The organism is Frondihabitans sp. PAMC 28766 (assembly GCF_001577365.1).
GTDB lineage: Bacteria > Actinomycetota > Actinomycetes > Actinomycetales > Microbacteriaceae > Frondihabitans.
The window spans coordinates 1946259-1964920 of sequence record NZ_CP014513.1 but is presented as its reverse complement, the minus strand read 5'-3'; the positions used below and the strand labels follow the sequence as shown (position 1 = coordinate 1964920).

At 70.7% G+C, this 18662-nt stretch carries 21 protein-coding genes; 15 read left to right on the top strand and 6 right to left on the bottom strand.

Going from position 1 to position 18662, the window contains the following annotated elements:
• Positions 1-63 precede the first annotated feature (63 nt).
• The 8 genes from AX769_RS25145 to AX769_RS09525 are packed head-to-tail and all read left to right on the top strand — an operon-like array spanning position 64 to position 7553.
• Positions 64-294 carry a hypothetical protein gene (locus AX769_RS25145; RefSeq protein WP_239451993.1) on the top strand — a complete coding sequence of 77 codons (231 nt, stop codon included), beginning with the start codon at positions 64-66 and terminating at the stop codon, positions 292-294.
• Complete coding sequence (locus AX769_RS09555; protein ID WP_239451992.1) at positions 255-1418, top strand: ABC transporter substrate-binding protein; 1164 nt, start codon at positions 255-257, stop codon at positions 1416-1418. Before AX769_RS25145 ends, AX769_RS09555 begins: the two co-directional genes overlap by 40 nt.
• 9 nt (positions 1419-1427) lie before the next feature.
• Entirely contained in the window at positions 1428-2390 is a 963-nt protein-coding gene (locus tag AX769_RS09550) for a carbohydrate ABC transporter permease (RefSeq protein ID WP_082763656.1), read from the top strand.
• Entirely contained in the window at positions 2387-3268 is an 882-nt protein-coding gene (locus AX769_RS09545; protein ID WP_066278570.1) for a carbohydrate ABC transporter permease, read from the top strand. Before AX769_RS09550 ends, AX769_RS09545 begins: the two co-directional genes overlap by 4 nt.
• Positions 3265-4116, top strand: a complete 852-nt coding sequence (locus AX769_RS09540; protein WP_066278567.1) for a sugar phosphate isomerase/epimerase — start codon at positions 3265-3267, stop codon at positions 4114-4116. The genes AX769_RS09545 and AX769_RS09540 overlap by 4 nt, the downstream gene beginning before the upstream one ends.
• Complete coding sequence (locus AX769_RS09535; protein WP_066278564.1) at positions 4113-5267, top strand: Gfo/Idh/MocA family protein; 1155 nt, start codon at positions 4113-4115, stop codon at positions 5265-5267. Before AX769_RS09540 ends, AX769_RS09535 begins: the two co-directional genes overlap by 4 nt.
• A complete protein-coding gene (locus AX769_RS09530) occupies positions 5264-6124 on the top strand; it encodes a sugar phosphate isomerase/epimerase (RefSeq protein ID WP_066278560.1) in 861 nt (286 codons plus the stop codon). Before AX769_RS09535 ends, AX769_RS09530 begins: the two co-directional genes overlap by 4 nt.
• The gene (locus tag AX769_RS09525; protein WP_082763655.1) at positions 6117-7553 is read left to right on the top strand and encodes a mannitol dehydrogenase family protein; all 1437 of its coding nucleotides are present in this window, start codon (positions 6117-6119) and stop codon (positions 7551-7553) included. The genes AX769_RS09530 and AX769_RS09525 overlap by 8 nt, the downstream gene beginning before the upstream one ends.
• A gap of 17 nt (positions 7554-7570) precedes the next feature.
• On the opposite strand, the gene AX769_RS09520 is transcribed toward AX769_RS09525, so the two are convergent.
• Positions 7571-8134, bottom strand: a complete 564-nt coding sequence (locus AX769_RS09520; RefSeq protein ID WP_066278557.1) for an alpha/beta hydrolase — start codon at positions 8132-8134, stop codon at positions 7571-7573.
• A gap of 367 nt (positions 8135-8501) precedes the next feature.
• On the opposite strand from AX769_RS09520, the gene AX769_RS09515 reads away from it, so the two are divergent.
• Positions 8502-9350, top strand: a complete 849-nt coding sequence (locus tag AX769_RS09515) for an NAD(P)-dependent oxidoreductase (protein WP_066278554.1) — start codon at positions 8502-8504, stop codon at positions 9348-9350.
• 68 nt (positions 9351-9418) lie between these two features.
• Here the strand turns inward: AX769_RS09515 and AX769_RS09510 are convergent, their stop codons facing one another.
• The gene (locus AX769_RS09510) at positions 9419-10888 is read right to left on the bottom strand and encodes an NAD(P)/FAD-dependent oxidoreductase (RefSeq protein ID WP_066278552.1); all 1470 of its coding nucleotides are present in this window, start codon (positions 10886-10888) and stop codon (positions 9419-9421) included.
• Positions 10889-11051: 163 nt separating this feature from the next.
• On the opposite strand from AX769_RS09510, the gene AX769_RS09505 reads away from it, so the two are divergent.
• The gene (locus AX769_RS09505) at positions 11052-11372 is read left to right on the top strand and encodes an ATP-dependent DNA ligase (RefSeq protein WP_066278550.1); all 321 of its coding nucleotides are present in this window, start codon (positions 11052-11054) and stop codon (positions 11370-11372) included.
• Positions 11373-11389: 17 nt separating this feature from the next.
• Here AX769_RS09505 and AX769_RS09500 read toward each other — a convergent pair whose 3' ends face one another.
• The 3 genes from AX769_RS09500 to AX769_RS09490 all read right to left on the bottom strand — a co-directional run bounded on the left by AX769_RS09500 (position 11390) and on the right by AX769_RS09490 (position 13072).
• A complete protein-coding gene (locus AX769_RS09500; protein ID WP_066278547.1) occupies positions 11390-11782 on the bottom strand; it encodes a DUF3054 domain-containing protein in 393 nt (130 codons plus the stop codon).
• On the bottom strand, positions 11779-12444 hold the full coding sequence (locus AX769_RS09495) for a spermidine/putrescine ABC transporter substrate-binding protein (RefSeq protein WP_066278538.1): 666 nt from the start codon (positions 12442-12444) through the stop codon (positions 11779-11781). Before AX769_RS09495 ends, AX769_RS09500 begins: the two co-directional genes overlap by 4 nt.
• Positions 12445-12559: 115 nt before the next feature.
• Complete coding sequence (locus AX769_RS09490) at positions 12560-13072, bottom strand: nucleoside deaminase (RefSeq protein ID WP_082763653.1); 513 nt, start codon at positions 13070-13072, stop codon at positions 12560-12562.
• A 77-nt stretch (positions 13073-13149) separates the two neighbouring features.
• On the opposite strand from AX769_RS09490, the gene AX769_RS09485 reads away from it, so the two are divergent.
• Positions 13150-14340: an SGNH/GDSL hydrolase family protein gene (locus AX769_RS09485; protein ID WP_066278535.1), complete on the top strand. Its 1191-nt coding sequence runs from the start codon at positions 13150-13152 to the stop codon at positions 14338-14340.
• Between the two features lie 126 nt (positions 14341-14466).
• Here the strand turns inward: AX769_RS09485 and AX769_RS09480 are convergent, their stop codons facing one another.
• Positions 14467-14736 (bottom strand): hypothetical protein, encoded by a 270-nt coding sequence (locus AX769_RS09480; RefSeq protein ID WP_157887544.1) that lies wholly within the window; start codon positions 14734-14736, stop codon positions 14467-14469.
• A 427-nt stretch (positions 14737-15163) separates the two neighbouring features.
• Here AX769_RS09480 and AX769_RS09475 point away from each other — a divergent pair, with 427 nt between their 5' ends.
• From AX769_RS09475 to AX769_RS09460, 4 genes are read left to right on the top strand one after another with little or no spacing between them, the layout of a single operon-like run.
• Positions 15164-15877 (top strand): DedA family protein, encoded by a 714-nt coding sequence (locus AX769_RS09475; RefSeq protein ID WP_082763650.1) that lies wholly within the window; start codon positions 15164-15166, stop codon positions 15875-15877.
• Entirely contained in the window at positions 15874-17196 is a 1323-nt protein-coding gene (locus tag AX769_RS09470; RefSeq protein WP_066278531.1) for a sensor histidine kinase, read from the top strand. Before AX769_RS09475 ends, AX769_RS09470 begins: the two co-directional genes overlap by 4 nt.
• Before the next feature lie 4 nt (positions 17197-17200).
• On the top strand, positions 17201-17884 hold the full coding sequence (locus AX769_RS09465; protein ID WP_066278528.1) for a response regulator transcription factor: 684 nt from the start codon (positions 17201-17203) through the stop codon (positions 17882-17884).
• Positions 17885-17918: 34 nt separating this feature from the next.
• On the top strand, positions 17919-18656 hold the full coding sequence (locus AX769_RS09460; protein ID WP_066278527.1) for a cysteine hydrolase family protein: 738 nt from the start codon (positions 17919-17921) through the stop codon (positions 18654-18656).
• Positions 18657-18662: the final 6 nt, after the last annotated feature.

The following is an 18662-nucleotide window of genomic DNA, read 5'->3' as shown; positions in this document are numbered from 1 at the left end:
CAAACAATTGCCGCTAATTTGCCACGCTTCTAGGGTCGGGGCATCGTTTCAAGGAGGAGACAGATGAGACCTCGAACTCTCGCGGCGGTCACTGCGACTGCCGCCGTGGTGACCATGGCCCTCTCGGGCTGTGCCGCGACCAGGGGCGCCACGGTGGGCGCCGACGGCAGGATCGACGGCGCGGGCCAGACGCTCAACGTCCTCACCGGGGTCGACACGGTCTACCCCAGCAGCAGAAGGAGTGGCAGGCGCAGATGGCTGCCGAATTCACGAAGACGACCGGAGCGACGCTGAAATTCGACACGTACGCGTCCCCGGCCGACGAGCTGACCCGGATCCAGACGTCCGTCATCTCCGGCCAGGGGCCCGATGTCTACAGCATCGGCACCACGTTCACGCCGACCGCCTATTCACTCGGGGCCTTCGTGAAGCTCAGCGCCGCCGACTGGAAGTCCATCGGCGGTCGCAGCAAGTTCAAGCAGGCCGACCTCGGTATCTCGGGCCCCAGCGAGAAAGACCAGATCGGTATCCCCGTCGCGAGCCGCCCCTACGTGATGGCCTACAACAAGGACCTCCTGAAGAAGGCCGGCATCACACACCCGGCCACCACCTGGGACGAGTTCACGAAGCAGGCGAAGAAGCTGACGGGCAAGGGCGTCTACGGCATCAGCACCGACTACGCCGACCCGGCCTCGCCCTACAAGTACACCTGGGCCATGGCCGCGGAGGCCGGCAACCCGACTGTGAAGAACGGCAAGGCCACCATCGACTCGGCGGCCATGAAGGAGGCGTACCAGACGTACTTCGGCTGGATGACGAAAGACCACGTCGTCGACCCGAAGGCCGTCGGCTGGAACAATGCGCAGGCACTCGCGGCCTTCGCCTCCGGCAAGGCGGCATACCTGCCGATGACGACGGCGGCGACGAAGCCCTCGCTCGACAAGTCGGCCGTCGCGGGCAAGTACGCCTACGCGGTCATGCCGACGATCCCGCCGGGCAAGACCGCTCGCCCCGCCGGCGGCGTCGCGGCCGCGAGCATCCTGTCGGGTGACAACCTCGTCGTGGCGAACTACTCGAAGAATCAGGCGCTGGCGTTCGCCTACGTCAAGCAGGTGACCGCCAAGCAGGAGCAGCTCGACTTCTACAAGACCTTCGGCCAGCTCCCGACCAACCAGGCGGCGGCCGACGAGCTGCAGAAGCAGGAGCCCGACCTCACCCCGATCGTGCGGGCCGCCGACGAATCGGTCCCCACCCCGTTCACCGGCGCCTGGAGCGACATCCAGCTCGCCCTGGTGAACATCAATACGCAGAGCATTCCTGCGCTCAAAGCCGGGTCGATCTCGAAGGCGCAGATCGGCCAGCAGCTGGCGATCGCCCAGCAGTCGGCCGCCCAAGCGCTCGCCCAGCAGCCCGAGTAAGGGACGATCATGACGAGAATTCTCGAGACCACGAAGCGGCGAGCGCCGAATCCGGCCGCACCGACGCCTCCGGTCGGCAGACGGAGACGACTGAGCACCCGGGGTCGTCCGCTCTGGATGCTCCTCCCGGGCGGCGTCCTGATGGCGCTAGTGATCCTGATCCCGCTGCTGATCGGCATCGTGCTGTCACTGCTGAACCTGAACGCCTACACGCTGCGATCCTGGTTCTCGGCTCCGTTCGTGGGGGTCCAGAACTACGCAGAGGCGCTGACCGGCTCGGGTCTGCTGTCGTCGATCGGCATCAGCGTGAGCTTCGCTCTGATCGTCACGGCGGTCACTCTGCCGATCGGCGTGGTGGCGGCGCTCGCGACGCAGAACGTCTTCCGGGGCCGAGCCGTCGTGCGATCGGTGTTCCTGATCCCCTACGTGCTGCCGGCCTTCGTCGTGGCGTCGGTCTGGCGGACCATCCTGCAGCCGGACGGGATCGCGAACCACGCTCTGGGCGTGTTCGGGCTCGACGGCGGCCTCTGGCTGAACGGGCCGCACAGCTTCGGAGTGCTGGTCTTCGTGGCGATCTGGTCGTCGTGGCCGTTCGTCTACCTCTTGTCGCTCGCAGGCCTGCAGGCGGTCGAGAACGAGGTGCACGAGGCGGCGGCGATCGACGGGGCTCTGTGGTGGGCGAAGCTGCGCTACGTGATCCTGCCGTATCTGAAAGGCCCGGTGTCGCTCGCGGTCATCATCTCGATCCTGCACAGCATCAACAACTTCACCCTTCCGTTCGTGCTCTTCGGGGTGCCGACGCCGAACAGCGTGCAGGTTCTCCCGGTGCTCACGTACATCGAGAGCTTCCAGAGCTTCCGCTTCGGGCTCTCGGCGGCGATGGCGATCGTGTCTCTCGTGATCGTCGCCATTCCGCTGTTCATCTATCTGCGGGCCGTTCGGCTCGACACGGGCGAGGAGGCCGGACGATGAGCACTCTGACTGCCCGAGGGCGCCGGACGGACGTCACACGCCTGCTCCCTCGCGGCCTTCTGATCGGAATCATCGCCGTGCTGCTCGTCTTCGTGCTGGTGCCGGTGGTCTACATCCTCCTGGCGTCGGTGAACTCCGACATCGGCGTGGCGAGCGGCGACTTCTGGCCGAGCGCCTTCACGCTCACGAACTACTCGAAGATCTGGACGACCGTCGCCCTCGGCCGGGGGCTGGCGAACAGCATCGTCGTGGCGGGATCCGTCGCCGTCGTCTGCGCGTTCGTCGCCGTCGCGACGGCGTACGTGCTCGTCCGCTTCGACTTCCGGGGCCGGTTGACGTTCCTCCGCGGTCTGCTGGCGCTTCAGTCGATCCCGGGCACGCTGCTGCTCCTTCCGGTGTTCGTGCTCTTCTCGAGCTTCGCGACCGCGACGGGCGTGCAGGTCGTCGGAACCCGCTGGGGCCTGTTCATCACGTACCTCACCTTCGCCCTGCCGTTCTCGACCTGGGTGATGGTGACCTACCTCCGGGGGCTCCCCCGCGAGCTCGAAGAGGCCGCCAGGATCGACGGGGCGTCGTCGTGGCGGATCCTCACCCGCATCGTCGTGCCGCTGTCGTGGCCCGGGATCGTCGTCTCGGGCATCTTCGCGTTCCTGCTCGGCTGGAACGACGTTCTGTTCGCGTCGATCATGACCACCCCGAACACGCGGACGGCGGCCGTCGCCCTCGAGGTCTTCGGGGCCACCCAGGAGGGTGGTGCGCTCCCGGTCTACGGGCAGATGATGGCGGCAGCGCTCGTCTGCGCCGTGCCCGTCGTCGTCCTCTATCTCATCTTCCAGCGCTACCTCGTCGGTGGCCTCACAGCAGGAGGCGTCAAATGACCACATCCACCCAGACACTCACCTGGACCCTGTCCGGGTTCGGTGACGAGATCGACGACGATCCGGTCGTCCAGACCGCGGTGCTCAACTCGCTCGGCGCGCGACACATCGAAGTCCGCGGCGCGTGGGGTACCAACGTCGTGGACTTCAGCCCGTCGCAGCTGACCGAGCTGAAGACCGTTCTCGACCGCCGAGAGACCGGGGTGTCGGCGATCGCGTCGCCGATCGGCAAGGTGCCCGTCGCCCTCCCGGTCGACCACGAGCTCGGCCGCCTGGCGAAGGCCATCGACGCAGCCCACGCGCTGGAGTGCCGTTATGTGCGGATCTTTTCGTTCTATCCGGGCGAGGGGCAGGATCCCGACCTCATCCGCGACGACGTCCTGGTGCGGATGCGCGCGCTCGCCGATCTCGCCGAACGAGAGGGCGTGATCCTGCTCCACGAGAACGAGAAGGAGATCTTCGGCGACATCCCGTCGCGCGTGCTCGACATCGTCGAGTCCGTCGGGTCGAGCGCCCTCCGCCTCGCGTGGGACAACGCCAACTTCGTGCAGTGCGGGGTGAAGCCGTTCACCGAGGCCTGGCCGCTCCTGCACGAGTACGTCGACTACCTGCAGGTCAAGGATGCTGTGGCCGCCACCGGGCAGGTGGTGCCCGCCGGGTCTGGAGACGGAGAGCTCCTCGAGACCGTCACCGCGCTCCGCGACCGCGGCTACGACGGCTTCGCGTCACTCGAGCCGCACCTGGCAGACACCAATGCTCTCGGCGGCTTCTCGGGGCCTGCCGAATTCGGGCGTGCCGCCCGAGCCTTCGCGACACTCACCGATCGGATCGGAGTCCAGACCAGATGACCACCGCACCCCTCAGAGCAGCCGTCGTCGGCTGCGGCATCATCGGGCGCCACCACGCGCGCGTCCTCGTCGGCCACCCCGACTTCGTCGTCACCGCCGCGGTGGACGCCGTCCTGCCCGCGGCCGTCGGCCTCGCCGACGAGGTCGCCGCGTCGGGCGCTCCCCGCCCGCTGGTGACGGACTCGCTCGAAGCCGCCCTCGAGGGCGCCGAGATCGACGTCGTCGTCGTCTGCTCCCCCAGCGGGCTCCACGTGTCGCTCGCCGAGACCGCCCTCGCGGCCGGCCGCCACGTCGTCATCGAGAAGCCGCTCGACGTCAGCGTGAAAAGCGCGCGCCGCATCTCCGAGCTCGCCTCGGCCGCCGCACCGCAGGGCCTGATGGTGTCCGTGATCAGCCAGCACCGCTTCGATCCTGCGAACCGGGTCGTCGCCGAGGCCGCGCACGCCGGGCGCTTCGGCAGGATCTCGTCGGGGCTGGCCTCGGTGGCATGGTGGCGGAGCCAGGGCTATTACGACTCCGGCGACTGGCGTGGCACCTGGGCCCTCGACGGCGGCGGCGCCGTCATGAATCAGGGCGTGCACAACGTCGACCTGCTCGTCTGGATGCTCGGACGCCCGGTCGAGATCAGCGCGCAGACCGGCCTCCTCGCCCACGAGCGGATCGAGGTCGAAGACGTCGCGGTGGCGACCGTGCGGTTCGAGTCGGGAGCCCTCGCCGTCATCCACGCCACGACCGCGGCGTACCCGGGCCTCTCGACCCGCCTCCAGGTGCACGGCGACACCGGCTCCGGGGTCGTGACCGACGATCGCCTCGAGTACTTCCACGTCGCCTCGCCCGACGCCGAGACCGGGCCGCAGGCGGCCCTCGACACAGCCAACCAGGCGACGGATCTCCTGCCCGACGATCAGCTCGTCGGCGGGCCGGCCGAGCAGGATCACTTCCTCCGCGGGCACGCGCGCCAGTACGACGACATCTCCCGCGCGATCCGCGCGGGCACTCCGCCCGGCGTCACGGTCGACGACGCCCTGTTGTCGTTGGCGACGGTCAAGGCGATCTACGTCTCGGCCACGCTCGGGCGGCCGGTGCTCGTCGACGACGTCCTCACCGGGGCCCTGGACGACCAGGACGTCACCGTGGGGGTGCGCCCATGAGGTTCTCCGTGTTCACGGCGTCGACGCCGTCGTGGTCACCGGCGGTCGCCGTCGAGAAGCTGGCGGCCCAGGGGTGGGACGGCATCGAGTGGCGCGTCCTCGACCAGCAGCCGTCGGCCACGGGCGAGCCCGGCTTCTGGGCCGGCAACCTGGCGACGCTGCCTCTGTCGACCGTCGAGGACGACGCTCCGGGCATCGGATCGATGGTCCGCGACGCGGGTCTGTCGATCTCGGGCGTGGCGGGATACGCCAAGGCCTTCGAACACGACGATGTCGACCGGGTGCTGCGAGGCGCCGCCGCGATGGGCGCGACCCAGGTGCGCGTGGCCATGCCGCGAAGCGACTCCGGCGAGCCGTATCCGGTGGCGCTCGAGCGCACGCGCGGCGACCTCGAGCGCGCGATCGGCGTCGCCGCCCCGCTGGGAGTGAAGGTGCTCGTCGAGCTCCACCACGAGACCATCACCCCGTCGGCGTCGGCCGCCCGTCGGCTGCTGGAGGGGCTGGACCCGGTTCACGTCGGCGTCATCCACGACCTCGGCAACCTCGTCATCGAGGGGTTCGAGCGTCACACCAGTGCGTTCGAGATCCTCGGCGACCATCTCGCCCATGTCCACGTGAAGAACGCCCGCTGGGTCACCGACGGCTCGCGCACTGCAGCGGGATCTCTGGTCTGGCACCACGAGTGGGCGACGCTTCGAGACGGGCAGGCCGACGTCGGGCAGTACCTGACCGATCTCCGCGCACACGGGTACGACGGATGGGTGACCCTCGAAGACTTCTCGACCGATCTGCCCCTGGAAGAGCGGACCCGCGACAACCTGGCGTTCGTGAAGGCGTTGGTGGGAGTCGATGTCTGACGCCGACGCGCCGCTCGTCGGGATCGGGGATGCACCACTGGTCGGGATCGGGGCGCTGACCGACGCCCAGGATCAGGTGCGGGACGAACGCGTCCCGGGTGTCGTCCACCTCGGCCTCGGCGCCTTCCACCGCTCGCACCAGGCGTGGTTCACGCAGCACGCCGAGTCTGACGGAGAGCCGTGGGGCATCACCGCCTTCACCGGCCGCCGACCCGATCAGGCCGCGCTTCTCGCCCGGCAGAACGCCGTCTACACGCTGATCACCCGCGCTGCCGAAGGCGACAGCGCCGAGTTCGTCGACGCTCTCGTCGCCGTCCACGACGGAGCCGACGGCGCGCGCTGGCGAGAGGCCATCGCCGACCCCCGAACAGCAGTCGTCACTCTGACGGTGACCGAGGCCGCCTACCATCGCGCGGCCGACGGCGGCATCGACTTTCGAGCTGCGGACGTCGCAGGCGACCTGGCTCTCCTTCGCGGCGAGACCTCGTCGACGGCCTGCATCACGGCGCCGGGCCGACTCGTCGACGGGCTGCGGGCCCGACACGAGGCCGCGGGCGGCCCGCTGGCCGTGGTGTGCTGCGACAACCTCACGGACAACGGGCAGGTGGTGCGCGACGTCGTGCTCTCGCTGGCTGCGACCGCAGACCCTCCGCTCGCCACCTGGATCCAGGAGACCGTGTCGTTCGTCTCCTCGATGGTCGACCGGATCACGCCCGCGACCACCGAGACCGACCGGGCGGATGCGACGGCGCTGACCGGGTTCGACGATGCCGCCGTGGTCGTCGCCGAGCCGTTCGCCGAGTGGGTGCTGTCGGGCGACTTCCCGGCGGGGCGCCCCGCGTGGGAGACCGCAGGCGCCCGCTTCGTCGACGACCTCGTGCCGTACGAGCAGCGGAAGCTGTGGCTCCTCAACGCCGGGCACTCGCTGCTGGCCTACCTCGGCCTCGCCCTCGGGCACGAGACGATCGACGATGCCATGGGCGACCCGCGCTGCACCGGCCCCCTCGAGCGGCTCTGGGACGAAGCCGCGGCCGAACTGCCTCTGCCCGCCGTCGAGATCGCCGACGCCCGAGCGTCGCTGCGCGAGCGCTTCACGAACCCCCGGATCCGCCACCGCCTGCGCCAGATCGCCTCCGACGGCTCGGTCAAGCTGCCCGTCCGCATCGTCGACCCGCTGCGGCGTCGACTCGCTCGAGGCGACACGATCGGCGACGGAGCCGCAACGGCACTGGCTGCCTGGTGGCTTCACCTCACTCGTCAGCCGTCACTCGTGTCGGACGCGGGGGCCGCGGCTCTCCCGCCGTCGGCGACGGTCGCCGACGCGCTGGCTCTCGTCGCGCCGGGCCTCGAGCACGACGACGCGATTCGAGCCGCCGTGACGGTCGCAGCCGAGCAGATCCTGGCTGCGACCTCGTCAGCCTCGAGCTGACGAGACGAGGCGGTGGGTCAGAGGTCGTCGAGGTGCGCCTCGACCTCGTCGAAGACCGCCGACTGCACGCTCAGTGACGCACGCCAGCCGCCGGCGACCTCCAGCGAGTGGTCGGCGCCGGGCACCGTGATGGTTCGCGCGCGCGTCCCGGCGAGACGCTCGGGCAGCCCGAGAGGGTCGGCGTCGCCGCCGATGGCGAGGTCGCCCGGCGTCGCCGAGCGCAGCGCCTGCTGCACGACGGGCGATGTCACGACAGGGGTGAGCCAGACGCCTGGCACCCCCTCGCGGCGTGCCCACGGCAGCGCGAACGAGCCGAACGACTTCGCGACGATCAGCCGGCGCCCGCCCTCGGGCGCTGCCGCGAATGCGACGCTCGCGGCCTGCTCGACGAAGGCCTCGGGATCCTGCTGCGCCGCCTCGTCGATCTCCCACCCCACCCCGCGCACCTGCCAGCCGCGCTGGGCGAGCATCCGCGCGGGCCACGAGAGCAGCGGCGCCTGCACCGTGTAGCCCGAGCCGGGCAGGATCACCGCCACGTCGGCGGAGGAAGGGTTGGCCTGGGTCGTCACCTGCACGCTCATGCCCTCACGCTAGGCCGTGCGACCCGAGGTGCCCCAGTCGAAACCGGGGCCAGCGACCGGGCGCGTCGACCGCGCGGCCAGCGCCAGAGTGCGCGAGATCACGATTCGGCCCGCCCCGCTGGCCTCAGCGGGGCCCAAGTGCGATCTCACGCTCGTCTCGGGTGCCCGCACGTGCCGCGGCAGGCCCGGCCGGCGAGGTGGCGCGCCCCGTCTGCCCGGCACCGTGCTCGCGTCACGCCAGGCCGTTCTCGCGTCACGACAGGCCGTCTTGCGTCACGCCAGGCCGTCTCGCGTCACGACAGGCGGTCTCTCCGCGAGTGCCGATCGCCCACGGCGGCGGGCCGCACCGCGTGGGAGGATCGGAGGCGTGCCTGAAGACGTGCTGCCAGACCCCGATGTGCCGAGAATCGTGATCACGGGTGGGTCGAGTCGCATCGCCACCTCCGTCCGCCCCTTCTTGCGTCGGGCCGGCCGTGAGGTGGTGCTGCTCGACATCGTTCGGCCGTCGAGGCCGCTCGAGGCCGGCGAGTCGTTCGCCGAGGTGTCGGTCTTCGACGTGGCCGCCCTGCGCGACGTCTTCCAGGGCGCGGACCTGGTGGTGCACCTGGCCGGGCATCCCGGGGGCGTCTCGTGGCCCGAGATCCTGAGCCTCAATATCGACGGCACCCAGAAGACCCTCGAGGCGGCCCACGACGCCGGGGTGACACGAGTGCTGCTGGCGTCGTCGAACCACGCGGTGGGTTATTCGACGGTCGACGAGCTGGCGGGCGTCAGGGTGCCGCAGCCGCGACCCGACAGCTACTACGGCGTCGGCAAGGTCACGCTCGAGGCGCTCGGCAGCCTCTTCGCCGACCGCTACGGCATGACGATCGTCTCGGCGCGCATCGGCTCGTTCCTCGACGAGCCCGACCTCCGCGACGAAGGTCGCCCGCTCGCGACCTGGCTGTCCCCGGCCGACTTCGGTCGCCTCATCGAGGCCACAGCCGCCCTCGACGAGCCCGGCCACCGCATCGTCTGGGGTATGAGCGACAACTTCCCCTCATGGTTCGACCTCTCGGAGGGCCGAGCGATCGGCTTCGAACCGCGCGACGACACCCGTCAGTGGGCGCAGGATCACGACGCCGTCGCAGCCGTCCCCCCGACCACCGCTCTCGAGGGAGGCGCGATGATCACCGACTCCGCTCCCCCCGCCGCCGGGCCCGACCGCGCCGTCTGACCCGAGCCCCGTCCTCTTCGACAGGATCCCTCCGTCGAGAAGGAGGGATCGCGCCGAAAAGGCGGGGCTCAGGGCGCGAGGTCGGGCAGCGACGTGATGCCGAACTCGTGCCGCAGGGCACTGCGCGCCGCGTAGGCCCCGCCGAGCCCGTGCACGCTCGGCCCGGGCGGCGTCGACGACGAGCCGAGGTAGACCCCGGCGATCGGCGTCCGCCACGGGTCCGTCGAGACGACGGGCCGCGCGATGAGCTGCGTCAGGCTCGGCGCCCCGGAGGCGATGTCGCCCCCGATGTAGTTGGGGTCGTAGTTCTCGAGGTCGGCAGCGGTGCGAGAGGCCGACGCGAGGATCGTGTCGCGGAAGCCGGGCGCGTACTTCTCGATCTCGCGCGTGATGATCTCGGTGTGGTCGATGGTGGAGTCGTGCGGCACGTGCGCGTACGCCCAGAGCGCCGCCTTGCCTTCGGGAGCCCGGGTCGGGTCGACGACACCGGGCTGCACGACGAGCACGAACGGCTCGTCGGCGTGGCGTCCGGCGGCGACCTGAGCCTCGGCGAGAGCGACGGACGCCCGCGTGCCGCCGAGGTGCACCGTCGGCGACTGAGCGACCGCCGGGTTCGCCCACGGCACCGGCTGGGACAGCGCGAAGTCGACCTTGGCCGCGGCATTGCCGTAGCGGAAGCGGCGGAGGGCCCGGGAGTAGCGGGCCGGCAGCTCGTCTCCTGCGATGTCGGCCATGGCCCTGGCGCTCACGTCGAAGATCGACGCGCGAGCGTGGCGCACCTCGTGGAGCGAGGTGATCTCGACCCCGGTCTCGATCTCGCCGCCGTGCTCGACGAGGTCGGCGGCGAGAGCGTCGACGATGCTCTGGCTGCCGCCCTGGGGCAACGGCCAGCCGCGGGCGTGCCCGTGCACGGCCAGCGCGAGCCCCGCGGCCGCTGCCGCGAGCGACGGCATGGGTTGGATCGCGTGCGCCATCACTCCGGCCAGCAGCGCGGGCGCCTCGTCGCCGTGCCAGCGCTCGTTCCACCAGGGTGCGCCCTGATCGAGGGCGGCGAGCCCGAACAGGGCGATGGTCGTCGGGTGGCGAGGCAGTTGCAGGATCGACGAGAGCGTGAACTGCGCGACCTCGGCGTCGCGCGAGACGAGCGGCCCCAGAAGCGCGCGCCACGACGGCCCGTCGCGCCCGAGCGACTCGACGGTGCGCTCCAGGTCGAGGGCTGCGATGCCTGCGCGGCCGTCGGGCAGGGGATGAGCGTACGAGACGTCGGGCGTCAGCATGGTCAGCCGCTCGTCGAGCCCGAAGCGGCGGAAGAAGCCCGAGACGGCGCCCATGGGGTGTACCGCCGAGCAGATGTCGTGCAGGAAGCCCGGGAGGGTCGACTCGGCCGTGCGGGCGCCGCCGCCGATCGTGTCGCCCCGCTCGAGCACCCGAACCGAGAGCCCGGCCCGGGCGAGCACGACGGCCGCCGCCAGTCCGTTCGGGCCCGCACCCACGACGATGGCGTCGTCTCGTCCTCGTGGTCGGGCTCGTGTCGGCATGTCTCGAGGCTAGACGGCGGCCGATGTCCGTCGCCCAGGCGCGCATAGCGGACAGCCAGACGTGTCCCGACGAGACGGTGCGGTGCCGCACCCGGTACGCTCTAGTTCGCTGTAAACGTCCCGACCGGCCCGTCTCGCCGGAAGGCAGCCCTGAAGGAGTCACATGGGATCCCTGATCTACGGTTCCGCGACCATCGAGATCGAATTCGAAGACCGCACACTCGAGCACCTTCAGATCGTGATCGCCACGAAGCTGCGTCGACGCGAGTCGTTCTTCTTCTCGTGGCGCGACCCGCAGAAGGTCGGCGACGGGCGCTCCAGCCTCTGGATGGACCCGGGCATTCCGCTCTACTTCAAGTACTCGGGCGGCCGCGTGCCGTCGATCAGTCGCGCCTGGCTCGCCGAACTCACCGCGAGCGCGAACTCGTCGAGCGGCCTCGTGCTGACCGACGAGCCGTCGCTCGACAACTCAGTGAAGGCCTAGCAGCAGCCGCATCGCGCTCAGGCGCGGCGGCGAGCCCGCCTCTGCGCCAGCTGCAGCGCCAGCACGCGCCACCCGATCAGGAACACCCCGAGCACGATCGACGCCACGATCACGAAGCTCACGGCAATGCCCTGGTGGGTCTGCACCCGCAGCAGCATGCCGATGAACACCGTGGCGATCCACACGAGCACGCCGCTGATGACGGTCACGATCGGCCAGCGGAAGCCGACGAGCCCGAGCCAGCCGACCACGGTGCCGACGAAGAACGGCCACAGGGTCGTGCCGATCCCGGCGACACCGTCGCCCTCGCCGTGGCTCGAGCGCCCGATCAGCACGAAGACGAGCACCAGCACGAGGTCGGCGACGAAGCCCCACCACGCCCAGGTCTTATAGGGGGATGCGAGCTTCACGAGCGCGACCTCGGGTTCTCGAGGGCCTTCGACAGCTCGGCGAGCAGCTCGTCGACCTGCGGCTCGACGAGCCGGTCGATGGCGTCGGCGATGCGCTGGCGGTGCTCCATCAGCGCGAAGCAGACGGCGGTGCCGACCTGCCTCGCCTGGTCGTCGGCGAGCTCTAGTTCGGTTCGCAAGGCGTTCTTGGCCTCCTCGGTGAAGACGGTGGGTGGTTCGGGATCACGAGGCGCGTCCGTTTCGGCGGCCCGCTTCTCGTCTTCGTCGGCGAGCTCTTTGAGCGTGAAGAGGAAGGGCTGGCCCGGCTCGGGCTCGGGGTCGGTCTGAAGGCCCTGGAACTCGAGGGCGAGACCCTCGTCGGGGCGGTACCCCGTGGCATCCTGCGCCTGGCTCTTGGCCAGCTCGCGACTGACCATCGGGAGGTTGCGGGCGGTGTACTCGTCGACGGCGTCGTCGACGATCACGCGCATCCGGCTGAGGAGGGCGTGCTGCACCGCGTGCGGCACGTCATGGTCGAAGCCGGCGGCGGTGGCGACCGGAGAGCCGAGGCAGAGGCGACAGACGCGGGTGCGGCCGCGCGACGTGCCGATCTCCCAGCGAGGCAGCCAGCGCAGGAAGGCGTCGACGCCGACGCGCACGCGCCCTTCGATCGAATCGGCCATGCTGCCGATTTTAGGCGGAGAACCCGCGGAATCACTGGGCCCCGCGCCGCGCAGCACGCGGCACTGCGCCTCACTGTGCCCGGCACTGCGCCGCGCAGCACGGGGCACGGCCCCGTCAGCGTGCCCAGAAGTCGCCGTGCGCAGCCCGCGCCTCGTCTGCGACGGAACCGTGCACCGGCCCGACGACCTCGATGGCGCGCTGCCCGCCGTTCAGCACCGTGCGGCAGTCGAGCGACATCGTCGGGTTCTCGTCGTGGTCGCCGGTCAGCGCCAGCAGGTCGGTTTCGGCGAGCGCGAACACGACGCGCGAGATGCCCGACCAGTAGATCGCGCCCGAGCACATCGCGCACGGCTCGCAGCTCGTGTAGAGCGTGTGGGTGGCGAGCGCCTCGGCCCCGATCGTCTTCCACGCGGCCCGGACGAGGTTCGTCTCGGCGTGCCCGGTGCAGTCGTCGCCCGTCACGACGGTGTTCTCGGCCTCGAGCACCACCTGGCCGTCGGCATCCACGAGAACGGCGCCGAACGGGTGGTTGCCGTGGTCGACCGAGCGTCGTGAGACGGCGATCGTGTCACCCAGGCGCGCCAGGTCGAGGTCGGTGGGCCGAGGTGTCTCGAGTGCATCGGGCATGCTCCGATCCTGGCAGACGGGCGCAGGATGCAGGCACGCTCGGCTTGCCTGCAGGGCCGCCCTCGTACGATGGTCGGATGTCTCGGCGACCCCTCCTGCGCACCGTCGCCGCGGGGATCCTGATGTCTCTGGTCCTGACGTCTCTCGCTCTCGTCGGCGTCGCCGCGGGTGCGGCGGCACCCGCGCAGGCCGCTGCTGCGCCCTCGGGCTCTGCCGCGCTGCGCGGGCAGGAGTACGTGGCCCTCGGCGATTCCTACGCGGCGGGCTACGGGCTCGGCAGCCTGACCGGCGACCCCGTGTCGGCCTGCGGGCAGTCGTCGCGCGACTATCCGCACCGCGTCGCCTCGGCGCTGGGTGCACGCCTCACCGACGTCTCCTGCGCGGGAGCCACCACCGCGAACGTGCTCGACACGAAGCAGGACGGCGCCGCCCCTCAGGTCGACGCCCTCTCGAAGCGGACGAAGCTCGTGACCCTCTCGATCGGCGGCAACGACGCCGGCCTCTTCGCCACGGCGCAGAAGTGCATCGCCCTGTCGGCCACGGGCCCGATCTTCGGCGCGTCGGCCGGCGCGACCAGCTGCCGCAGCGAGTTCGTGAAGAACGGGCAGGACACCCTCGCACACGCCATCGAGACGACGACGGCCGGGGACCTCGCGACGACGTTCCGGGCGATCGAGAAGCGCGCGCCGCACGCCACGGTCGTCGTCGTCGGCTACCCGGCGATCTTCCCCGACAAGGCGCACACGCCCGTCGCGGGCTGCTACCGGCCCGTCGTCGACGCCAAGAGCCTCGTCGACGGATTCCCCAAAGACGGCTTCCCGTTCACGTCGACCGACGTCGCCTACCTGAGCGGGGTCCAGGCGACCCTCGACGCCGTCACAGCGAAGGCAGCGTCGGCCGCGGGCGTCACCTACGTCTCGACGCTGGCCGCCAGCGAGGCGCACTCCGGCTGCACCACCACCGGCTCGTACATCGCCGGCATCACGCTCGACGCCTCGGAGTACTTCACGTCGATCTCGCTGCAGACCGGGGCGCTGCACCCCAACGCTCGCGGTGCGGCCTTCCTCGCCAGCCAGACGACGGCGGGCATCTCCCGTGCTCTGGCCCCGACGGCCACACCGACGCCGACGTCGTCGGCCACCGCGTCGCACCGCCCGCCCGAGCTGGTCTGGATCGCGCTGGTCGCCGCCCTCGTCGCTGCGTTCCTGACGCTGCTCGCCGCGAACGCCGGCCGGCGCCGCCGGGCGCGCGACCGCCGCCGCCCCTAGCCGAGGCTTCGCTGCCACTCGCGGTGACGCGTGCTCGCGGGCTTCGACCGCGGGCCTCCCCGAGATGGCCCGTCCTACCGCTCACTCTCAGAGATTCGGCACGACAGGCCATCTCGCTAGCGCTGGCTACTGCTGCCAGAGCACTTTCGCGTGATGGTCGTCATCCGCGAAGACGTAAGCCGCGCCGCCGCCGAAGTCGAACCCGAACGGGTGCTCTTCGAGCATGGCGACGAATCGATACCCGTCCGGGGTCTCGTCGCCTTGGATCCAGTCCGGCTCGCCGTGCCACCTGCCTGCGACCGTCACGCCCTCCTCTCGCGCTGCCTCCACCGCGTCGAGCAACTCCGACTGCTCGGTGAGGCGGACGTCGAGCAGCCACTGGCCGCCGTCGAACACGGCGGTGTTTGTCTCCGACTGCGGTGCCTCCGCAACGCGCAGGCCGCGAGAAGCCACGACGATGCCGGCATTGCACCCGTGTCCGGGTCCCACGAGTCGCACATGCCAGGGTCGGCCTGGCAGAAGAACACGAGCACGAGGTCGTCGCCGTCCTTCAGCTGGGCGGTGAACTGCATCGGCTCATCGTGTTCGGCGCACAGAGGCCAGGTGAAGTCGTCAGGCGCCCCAGGGCCAGGGCCAGGGCCGGGACCGGGACCGGGACCGGGACCGGGACCGGGGTAGGGCTACCCCCACCCCGATCGGTCGGCTCGCCCGGTCGTGACAGATGGCGCGGCTCCGTAGCGTCGATGTCATCGCGATCGCATCGACAGCCGCCACTCCACCGGAGTCGCTTCGGATGCGGTCCGCCCCATCGAAAGGACACCGAGTGGACGCCGTCAACGCATCGATCGTGTCACTGGCGGGCTCCCCCTGGGTGCTCGTCATCGTCCTCCTGCTCGTCGTCGTCGACGGCTTCTTCCCGCCCGTGCCCAGCGAGTCGGTCGTGGTCGCGCTTGCGGCCGTCGGCTTCGCGACCGGCCTGCCGAACCCGTGGCTCGTCCTCGTGGTCGCGGCCCTCGGGTCCTTCCTCGGCGACAACATCGCGTTCCTGATCGGGCGGAGCGTCGGGCTCGACCGCTTCCGCTGGCTGCGCGGAAGGCGGATCTCGGCGCTGCGGGAGAAGGCTCGCTCGAACCTCGAGCGGAAGCCCGCCGCCGTGATCCTGACGGCTCGGTTCATCCCCGTCGGGCGGGTCGTCGTGAACGTCCTCGCCGGCGCCAACGGGTTCTCGCGGCGCCGCTTCGTCGCGCTGACCGCCGTCTCGGGGGTCGCGTGGGCGGCGTACTCGATCCTCATCGGCATCGTCGCGGGCTCGTGGATCCACGACAACCCGCTGCTCGGGATCGGCATCGCGGTCGGCATGGCGCTGGTCGTCGGAGTGCTCGTGGATACGGTCGGACGGTGGCTCTCGCGCCGCCGAGCAGCACCGGCCACGTCAGCGGCCGAGCGGCCGGCCGCGCCGCCCGCCGACCAGCTCGCGAGCGACACCAACGGTGAAACGCCCCACCCGGTGCTCGAAGACGCCAGGATTGCCTCGTGACGGCTTCGCGCGAATCGGGATACGCCCGCCTCTGGCGCGCTCTGCCGCGAGAGCTCGGCTTCACGCTCGCCTCGCTGCCCATCGTGATCACCAGCTGCGTCGTCCTCTGGACGGGGCTGTCGCTCGGCGTGGGTCTCGCGATCGTCTGGGTGGGGCTGCCACTGCTGGCCGTGTCGCTCATCATCGGCCGCTGGTTCGGCTCGCTCGAGATGACCCGCCTCGAGGCTGCCGGGCGACCGGCCATCCCTCGCCCCGACTGGAACGCCCGTGCGACACGCCCCGGCCTCTTCGGCCGCTTCCTCCACGTCGCCGCCGACGGCCGGTACTGGCTCCAGGCTCTCCACGGCGCGGTCGTGAACCTCGTCGTCGGCACCGTGACCTGGAGCATCGCGATCACGTGGATCTCACTCGTGTTCGGCGGCCTGACGTATTGGTTCTGGGGCAGCTTCGCCTCGACCGACCTCGACCCGCTGAAAGTCGGCAGCACGACGGTGCCCTGGTGGTCGCTCTATGCGGCCGTCGGCCTCATCGCCCTCCTCACCCTGCCGATCGTGCTGCACGCGCTCGTCCTGCTGCACGACGTGATCGCCCGCGCCATGCTCGGCGAGTGGCGCGTCACGGCCCTCCGCCGGGCAGCCGCCGCCGCCGAGGCCTCTCGCGAGTCGGCGGTCCTCGCCGAAGACCGGAGCCTCCGCCGTCTCGAGCGCGACATCCACGACGGGCCGCAGCAGGGGCTGCTGCGCATCCAGTTCGACCTGGCGTCGGCGAGCCGTGCCATGAAGCCCGGTGATCCGGCCGCCGCCCTGGTCGAGGGCGCGCTCGCACTGACCAAAGAGACCCTCCACGAGCTGCGCGAGCTGTCACGCGGGCTGGCGCCGCCGCTGCTGCAGGATCGAGGGCTCGTCTCGGCCGTCACCGCACTGGCGGCCCGCAGCGAGGTGCCTGTCACGGCCACCATCGAGCTCGCTGGGCGGGAGGCGTCCCTCGTCGACGTCGAGCGCAGCATCTACTTCGTGGTGGCCGAACTGCTCTCCAACACGGCGAAGCACGCCCGTGCGTCGGCGGTCACGCTTCGGCTCGCCGTGGCCGACCAAGCGCCTGACGCCGAGTTGAAGGGCCCGGTGTTGCCCGGCACGGTGCTGCCCGGCACGGTGCTGCGCGTCGAGATCGGCGACGACGGTGTCGGCGGGGCGTCCGAGATCGCGGGGCACGGCCTCGACGGCATCCGGCAGCGGATCGCGGGTCTCCGCGGCGAGTTCCGCATCGACAGCCCGGCCGGCGGCCCCTCCCGGTTCGTCGTCGTGATCCCCCTACGCTGAGGTCATGCTCGTCGAGACCCACGACCCTGCCGTCCGCATCGTCATGGCCGACGACTCGACGCTGCTGCGTGAGGGGCTGGCGCGTCTCTTCGACGAGGCCGGGTTCACCGTCGTGGCCACCTACGACAGCGCCGAGCCGCTGATCGCCGAGATCGAGGTCACGCGGCCCGGCCTCGTCGTGCTCGACGTGCGGATGCCGCCGACCTTCCGCGACGAGGGCGTCCGCGCGGCGGTCGCCCTCAAGAAGAGCCACCCGGGCATCGGTGTCCTGCTGCTCAGCCAGTACGCGGAGGTCGACTACGCCAACGAGCTCACCGAGGCAGGAGGCGACGGGGTCGGCTACCTGCTGAAGGACCGCGTCTCGTCGCTCACCGAGCTGCGCGACGCCGTCACCCGCATCGTGGCCGGCGGCACCGTCATCGACGAGCAGATCGTGCGCGAGCTGATCAGCCGCCGCCGCGACCCCCTCAGCACCCTGACACCGCGCGAGGTCGAGGTGCTCTCGCTGATGGCCGAGGGTGGCACCAACCAGGCGATCGCCGAAGCCCTCCACCTCGGCGTCGGCACGGTCGAGAAGCACAGCACGGCCATCTTCTCGAAGCTCGGTCTCGACGCCGACGACGGCACCTCGCACCGGCGCGTGCTCGCCGTGCTCGCGTGGCTGCAGCGGCGGCCCGGTCTAGGCTGACGCCATCAGCCCTCGACCACCCCTTGGAGCCCCAGTGAAGCGCGCCCTCATCGTCATCGACGTCCAGAACGAGTACGTCACCGGGCAGCTGAAGATCTGCTCGCCCGACCTGTCGGTCTCGATGCCGAACATCCTCGTGGCGCTCGACGCGGCGCAGGATGCAGGGCTCCCGACCGTCGCGGTCGCTCACGTCGAAGACGCCTCCTCGCCGCTGTTCGCGCGCGGGTCGACCGGGGCCGAGCTGCACCCCGACCTCGCCGGCCGACCCTTCGCCCACTCGATCGAGAAGTCGGACGTCTCGGCTTTCGTCGGCACCGACCTCGAGGAGTGGCTGCGTTCGCAGGACGTCGACACCGTGGTGATCACCGGCTACATGACGCAGCACTGCTGCGCGGGCACGGCGCGCGACGCGGCGGCCCTCGGCTTCACCGTCGAGTTCCTGTCGGATGCCACCGGCACCATCGACCTCGTCAACGAGGCCGGCACGATCTCGGCCGCGGCGCTGCACCTCAGCGTGCTCGTCACGATGCAGTCCGACTTCGCCGCCGTGGCGACGACGGCCGAGTGGTCGCTCGCGGTGCAGACCGGCGAGACGCTGCCGGTCTCGAGCATCTGGGCGAGCTCGGGCCACGGCCGCCTCACCGACAAGCACTCCGAGCTGCACAAGCTCATGCACGAGGCTCGCGCCGACATCGACAGCGAGGTCGCCGCAGGCGAGGCGCACCAGTTCGCGCACACGCTCTACACCGGTCAGGGCATCACCTCGCTCTAGCCCGTC